At 54.1% G+C, this 6,607-nt stretch carries 8 protein-coding genes and 2 pseudogenes; 7 read left to right on the forward strand and 3 right to left on the reverse strand.

What is annotated here, in order from left to right; genetic code table 11:
- Positions 1–261 precede the first annotated feature (261 nt).
- A complete protein-coding gene (locus AC07U6_RS21650) occupies positions 262–897 on the forward strand; it encodes a plasmid fertility inhibition factor family protein (RefSeq protein ID WP_494764759.1) in 636 nt (211 codons plus the stop codon).
- A gap of 122 nt (positions 898–1,019) precedes the next feature.
- Here the strand turns inward: AC07U6_RS21650 and AC07U6_RS21655 are convergent, their stop codons facing one another.
- A complete protein-coding gene (locus AC07U6_RS21655) occupies positions 1,020–1,718 on the reverse strand; it encodes a tyrosine-type recombinase/integrase (protein WP_494764760.1) in 699 nt (232 codons plus the stop codon).
- On the opposite strand from AC07U6_RS21655, the pseudogene AC07U6_RS21660 reads away from it, so the two are divergent.
- Positions 1,704–2,351 (forward strand): annotated as a pseudogene (locus tag AC07U6_RS21660) (Rpn family recombination-promoting nuclease/putative transposase); the annotation flags it as partial. The gene AC07U6_RS21655 and the pseudogene AC07U6_RS21660 overlap by 15 nt on opposite strands.
- A 126-nt stretch (positions 2,352–2,477) precedes the next feature.
- On the opposite strand, the gene AC07U6_RS21665 reads toward AC07U6_RS21660, so the two are convergent.
- Positions 2,478–3,254 carry a site-specific integrase gene (locus tag AC07U6_RS21665; RefSeq protein ID WP_494764761.1) on the reverse strand — a complete coding sequence of 259 codons (777 nt, stop codon included), beginning with the start codon at positions 3,252–3,254 and terminating at the stop codon, positions 2,478–2,480.
- Positions 3,251–3,961, reverse strand: a complete 711-nt coding sequence (locus AC07U6_RS21670) for a hypothetical protein (RefSeq protein WP_494764762.1) — start codon at positions 3,959–3,961, stop codon at positions 3,251–3,253. Before AC07U6_RS21670 ends, AC07U6_RS21665 begins: the two co-directional genes overlap by 4 nt.
- A gap of 881 nt (positions 3,962–4,842) precedes the next feature.
- Between AC07U6_RS21670 and vapB the strand changes: the two genes are divergently transcribed.
- The 5 genes and pseudogenes from vapB to AC07U6_RS21695 all read left to right on the forward strand — a co-directional run bounded on the left by vapB (position 4,843) and on the right by AC07U6_RS21695 (position 6,522).
- Positions 4,843–5,073, forward strand: coding sequence for a type II toxin-antitoxin system VapB family antitoxin (gene vapB / locus AC07U6_RS21675; RefSeq protein WP_494764763.1), 231 nt, complete (start codon positions 4,843–4,845; stop codon positions 5,071–5,073).
- Complete coding sequence (locus AC07U6_RS21680) at positions 5,070–5,486, forward strand: type II toxin-antitoxin system VapC family toxin (protein WP_494764764.1); 417 nt, start codon at positions 5,070–5,072, stop codon at positions 5,484–5,486. Before vapB ends, AC07U6_RS21680 begins: the two co-directional genes overlap by 4 nt.
- 320 nt (positions 5,487–5,806) lie before the next feature.
- Complete coding sequence (locus tag AC07U6_RS21685) at positions 5,807–6,046, forward strand: Cap15 family CBASS effector (RefSeq protein WP_494764768.1); 240 nt, start codon at positions 5,807–5,809, stop codon at positions 6,044–6,046.
- A gap of 12 nt (positions 6,047–6,058) precedes the next feature.
- Positions 6,059–6,382, forward strand: a pseudogene (locus AC07U6_RS21690) (Cap15 family cyclic dinucleotide receptor domain-containing protein); the annotation flags it as partial.
- The gene (locus tag AC07U6_RS21695) at positions 6,382–6,522 is read left to right on the forward strand and encodes a hypothetical protein (protein ID WP_494764738.1); all 141 of its coding nucleotides are present in this window, start codon (positions 6,382–6,384) and stop codon (positions 6,520–6,522) included. The pseudogene AC07U6_RS21690 and the gene AC07U6_RS21695, both read left to right, overlap by 1 nt.
- Positions 6,523–6,607 lie beyond the last annotated feature (85 nt).

Raw genomic sequence — 6,607 nt, forward strand, 5'->3', positions numbered from 1 at the left:
CCAAAATCACACCACTTTAACATCATATAGCAACGCATCTGATTCGGAAGAGTTGGGGGCATTTCTCCTGCCCCGTATTTTCCTCCCCTCCTTAGAAACAAGCAACGGTGTCCACTGCCAGATTGCCCACCTGCCATTCAGGACTTCAACGCCCGCCGCAACATACGCCAGGAAGGGGTTGTGTCAGCGTGACTAAAGGCGTCAAACCGGTATATTAATGGTATCGTTTTTGTATCAATACGACCTAATAAAGGAACCGTTATGACACCTGATATAATCGGTAAACACATTACCATCAGAGACTATCCTGAACACCTGATTGAGGGGGTGTACAGCTGCAGGTATAACGACATTATTTATTGCCGTTTCAAAATTCCGCTGCGGCAGGGTGAATTTGCCTATATGGAGCAGGCGATTTCTGACACCAGTGAGCATTACATCGTCGTAGCCGATAAGGATAAGTTGCTGTCAGCCTGGCGTAACACGCCGAATTCCATTGTGCCTGAACTCAGCCGTGGTGATGAGGCCGCCTGGCGACGTGACCGCAAATTTCACGAAGTAGAACGATGCTTTGCCATTGGTGCGGGCAACCCGGTGCCGCTGGCCACTCCGACATGTCGATTTATTCTAGAGCGTGGCTTGCCAGTTCCTGTGCTTGATTTTGTCGATGGGATCACTCGGACAATTTGGCTGCTGGCGAATGGCGCCGATCGCTTGCCTGTTCATGCCTATAATCACCATGACACCCTGTTGCTGCAGCGTGGGATCGGGCATAGGGCTGCATCGCCAGTGTCAGTAAAAGCGTTATTTTTCCAGTATGCCGGCGCAGTCTTGCCACGTCATCTACGCTATAAAGCCGCCCCCAACCACATCAAACCGGATCTACAGCAGCACTAAAAAAGCACTACCTAAACACCAATTGAGCACCAAATTGACACACTGTGGTTAATACGCACTACATTACGGATGCCGACAGACAGGTAGTGTAAAAGAAGCACTTAAACAACACCAAAAAGGTACTAATAAGACACCTTTTTTGCACCATTAGCGACCAGCTGCAGCATCTCCGCCGCTACGCCTACATCCATCGAGAACGGCACGCCCCACCGGCCTGATGCCGTGTCGAGACTGAACACCTTCAGGTAGACCTGCGTCGATTTAAAATCCTTATGACCCATCACTGCCTGTAGCGCCACCCCATGAAGCAACAGATGCATCGCAAAGCTGTGCCGGAACGTGTGGGGGGTGATTCGCGCCAGGCTGAGCCGCACGCCCTGACGATCAGCCTCACGGAGCACCTTCTTCAACCAGTTGCGCGCGGTGTCGTCGGTCACCGGCCAGATCGGTTTGGTCTTGTGCTCGGTAAAGGTGTGGATGTGATCGCGCAGCCGCGCCGCAAAGGGCCCGTCCTCGAGTGCCACCGTGCGTTTGACCGGGAATGCCGTTCGGGCGGTCGGTCCCGGTGCATTGAGTTTCAGCGCCGGTGGCCGGCCAACCCTGGGGTTGAGCCGCTGCTTGAGGGTACGCAGCGTGACGAACGCCGGCGCCGCATCAAATTCCACGTCCACCGGTCGTACCGCCAGTGCCTCATTGATCCGCACGCCGGTGTTCCACAAAAACTCGAACAGCGTGCGCTTTTCCAGATCGTGGCAACAGGACAGCAACACGGCGATTTCCGGCGGCAGCAGGTAGTAGGGCAGATCGCCATGCAACGCCATCTGGTCACAGGCAATGAACATCTACCACTGGTGATCCCCGTCCTGTTCTATCATGGTCAGGTAACACCCTACCCGTATCCGATGAGCTGGCTGCAGGGATTCAGTGATCCGGCGCTGGCCGGCCAGCTGTACGGGGGCGATTTTCCACTGGTTGACGTCACGGTCATTCCGGACGATCAAATCATGCAGCATCGCCGCGTAGCCATTCTGGAGCTGTTGCAAAAACATGTTCACCAGCGCGACCTGGCCGATTTGCTGGAACAGCTGGTCACGTTGCTGCTGGCTGGTTACACTACTCAGGAGCAGCTGACATCACTGATGCATTACATGCTGCAGGTTGGTGAAACCCGTAACCCGGGCGAATTACTATCAACCCTGGCATCACGGGTGCCGGAACACGAGGACACGCTGATGACGATTGCAGAAAGGTTGAGAGAAGAAGGGCGCCAGAAAGGACGTCAGGAAGGTCGTATCGAAGGTCTGCAACTTGGCGAAGAAAAAGGCCGCCAGGAAGGCGAGCGCGATGCGGCGCTAAAAATCGCCCGCGCCATGCTGGCCAGCGGGCTCGATCGCGAGTCGGTAATGAAAATGACCGGGCTGACGGCTGACGACCTGGCGCACATTCGCCACTGATATAGCGCCACCAAGCTTTCCACTGCCGTACTTGTCAACCGAGACGAGTACGGCGGAAAAATCTCCGCTATTTCCGACCTTACAGAATATTATTTTAACTGCTCAGCCAGCCCCCGTATCGGCCATTCAGCGACGCTCTTTAAGCATCGCTACCGCGTCCGCCTCCGACATCGAGAACTGCACCCGATGTCGCGCCGCCACATCCAGCGCAAACACCTTCGTATAGACCTCCGTCGAACTTACCGACTTGTGTCCCATCAACGCCTGCAACACCTTGAGCGGAATGCCGGCATACAGCATGTGCATAGCATAACTGTGGCGGAAGGTGTGCGGGGTGACGGGCACCGAGAACGTCACCCCGTCGCGCGCTGCGGCATCCACCGCCTCCACCAGCCAGCTGCGTACCGTCCGATCGGTGATCGTCCACAGCCGCACCTTTTCCATCCGCCCGGAGCTCGCGTTGCGGCGCTCGAGCGGAATTTTCAGCGTGGCCACCATCATCTGCAGTTGCGCGACATATTGCGGATCGGACAGCGGCACCACGCGCGGCGGAGTGCTGGCCGCCGGCAACCGCCCGGCGCTGCGGGCCACCTTTTCCGTACGCTGCTTGAAGGTGGCCAGCTGTACGAACGGGTAGGGCGGAGCCAGCGAGAAGTTCTCACGCGTCAGTGCCAGCGCCTCGTTAATCCGGGCACCGCTGTTCCACAGCGTGGCCAGCAGCAGTTTGCGGTGCAGATCCGGCACATAGTGGAGCAGGGCGCTGATCTCCGGCGCCAGCAGGTATTTGGGCAGTTCGTCATGGACGAGGGCCATCTGTCGCAGTGCCAGCGCTGCGGGGTAGTCGATGACCACCGGCAAATGTGCAGGTTGCTGTGGATGAGAATATGGAATGATGCTGCTCATGGTGTTGGCTTTTCTCCGTCGTACTGTCCGGGGATCTCCGGTTGGTTCCATTCTCTGTCGCGAACAGCTTCTGCAGCACGCCGGTGTCTCTCGCCTCTCCAGACTTCACGAAATACGGAAACCGCAGACCATTCTTTACCGGCCAGACGTGTATCAGGAAGGCCGGTGGCTCGGCGAAGACGGACGGCCATAATGACAGCCTTAAGACCCAGCCGCGCGAATTGATACTGCCGTTCCCCGAAAAAGTACTCATGCATTGGAGGGGAAGGGATTTCAGCGGCATAAGCAATCGCACGGCGGGCCTCATCCTGGAGCACCGGTAGTTCGCGTATGCGGTACAAATGGCACAATTCCAGGACATGCCAGTCCCCGGAGACATCCGTCAGATTTAGTACGGGATAATCGGACTCAGGTTCCCTCTCAGACTGCCGGGCAGCATTATACTTACCGTCATCAGCCGCAACCTGGGCACACCCCTCAGCGTACCGTTCCAGTAACAGGACCAGCTCCGTGGCAATAAAGAGACGCTCACTGGCCTGCTTCGCCGCCGTCGCTTTTTCCTCACGCCGGCGGGTAAAGTAGTGGGCCAGGTACACACCGCCCAGTGCCGCGCCGGCAGACGCCCCCCCCGTGATGATCTGCGGCCACAGACCGGGGCTGTCTTTGACGATCTTCACGCCCTCGGTGGCAATAAACCAGTCACCCATGCTTGTTCCTTATTGAGTACAAAATCCCGCCCACCTCTTTCATAAACATCAACATCCAAGGTCTAAAAGAATCTGAAACCTTGTTTCCCCATCACTGAGATCGACAAAATCACCCCGCTGCGGGTCTGGCCGTTCGTCAATGGTTTCATTGTCGTGGATGCGAAGCGCCCATCCTTTTCCTGGAGGGGCATTCCATATGGCCAATACATCACCTGCAGAAGAAAGGATATTCCTCGATAGAAAATCGTTTCGAATTCTCGATGAATCGCGCAGCCATAAAACGGGGTGAGTAGTTACGAGATGGTCATACACACAATAAACCGTGTGACAATAATTAGCGTCAATATCACATGACTTGCACATAAATACCCCTTGAAAATTATCACATCCCGTAATCACTCCAACCATCACCCCAGTAACGATGATCGCCCTCGCAGTTTCCTGCCGTAAACATCACCTGTCTGATAATAAGCAGTCATATAGCCACCTTGTTAAATTACCGGACGCCCGTTTGCGGATGATCCGACTTTCTGGCGTATAGCAAATTTCCGGAAGTGTACCACGCACAGGGAATAAGCAAAGCGGCGTTTTCCGGTGCCACGCACCGGGTCACGGGGCAGGGGATAAACACAACATATAGAAGAAAACGCAGCTGAAGACGGGGCACATGTTGTGTCGACAAGCGCAACGGGGCAGGGTGACGATCCGCAGATCCGAGACTGCCAGAAAACGGATCTTGGCTGAAAAAGAAGAAAGAAAGTATAGGCAAGACATATCCATATGCCAATCATATGCATAGCCTTACCCTATACATCTGCCATGCATCGGCATATACTAAACATATGCTGATAGGCCATGAGGCCATAAACCAGGAGGATATCATGCGAACCGTATCGATTTTTAAAAACGGCAACAACCGCGCCATCCGTCTGCCCCGCGATCTGGATTTTGAGGGGGTGAGTGAGCTCGAGATCGTCCGGGAAGGGGACAATATCATCCTGCGTCCCGTCCGTCCGACCTGGGGCTCGTTCGCGCTGCTGGAAAAGGCCGATCAGGACTTTATGGCAGAGCGTACGGATGTGGTCAGCGACGAAGGACGATTTGACCTGTGAACAAGACCTATATGCTCGACACCAACATCTGTTCGTTCATCATGCGCGAGCAACCGGAAGCCGTGATCAAACGGCTGGAGCAGGCGGTGCTGCGCAACCACCGCATCGTGGTCTCCGCCATCACCTACGCGGAAATGCGTTTCGGCGCTGTCGGCAAGAAGGCCTCGCCGCGCCACACGCAGCTGGTTGACGCCTTCTGCGCTCGCCTTGATGCCGTCCTGTCCTGGGATCGGGCCGCGGTGGACGCCACTACCGAGATCAAGGCTGCCTTGGCTGCGGCCGGGACACCGATCGGCCCGAACGACACGGCGATAGCCGGCCACGCGATTGCCGCCAGCGCCATACTGGTGACGAATAATACGCGAGAATTTGAGCGGGTCGCGGGCCTAGTCCTGGAAGACTGGGTGAAGTAAGCAGAGGGGGCAGGGCGCGTATTCGGGCATAGAGGACAGCCCGCAGCAGTTCCAGCCCCTGCACATCATCGGCGCGATCTTCCAGTCGATCTTCATCTGGCCGGTGTTCGCCGCCTGTTGCGCAGCTGCTAGCGCCGGACATCTTTTTGAGTAGAATAACTGTTATTTTATACAGCACAATTGATACCTATGAGAAAAATGAGGTAACATAAATCAGCCTCGAAAACTCTCTTATCTAAAAAATACAGGTATTATGGAGATAGGATGCTGGATCATGAATATTCACTGCTTGGTGGCTTAATCGTGTTCGTATAGGACAAATATTAGCAACAGGGGCATCTGCTTTATCAAGCTTATTAATACTGAGCTTACTATCCTTTATCGATATTGCCAATAAAATGGATATCCCTGCAAATATTCCCCCGGCGATATTTTCACTGATCGGGGTGGGCAGTTTATTTACGTTGCTTTACTGGTTTTTCAACCGCCATGTTTGGCGATTAGAGTTATTATCTCGGATTTTAAATGTTCCATATTTACGCGGGGAATGGATATGCTAGGGAAAAACACTCAATGCAGACGGTACTGTAGCTTACATGTGGGATGGAGTAGTCACCATTACCCAATGTTGGGATAAACTGCGTATTCAGTTAAAGACCTCTTCATCAACATCTAACAGCATTTGTGCAGCTTTATTATTCGACGAAATAAACGGATACAGGATCCTTTATAACTATAAAAATGCTCCAAAAGTAGGTGAGGCCGCACTGCATCCTCATATTGGATTTACCGACTTAATGATCGACAAGCAGGTTAAAACGGGCGAGGAAAATTATTTTCCCGGACGCGGACGCAATACCTTTGGCACCTTTACCCTTGAAAAGAAAACACGCTAATGAGCATTGATAATAGCTTGGCCCGCCTGCGCCAACGGCGCCAGGGCAACGACAGAGTTCTGACTTTTGACAGCGCGGACAGGGACATTTTTTCTTTGTTGGTGGAAGAGTCAGGCCCGTACTTCTTTATCCAGGCGTAAAGACTGTGTGGACTGACCCCGCCCCGGTAGACGATCCTGCCCTATAGTTTGAGCACAGGAGGAGCGTATGGGCACACCACGATTT

This window comes from Erwinia sp. GW821-FHT03D09 (assembly GCF_059420805.1).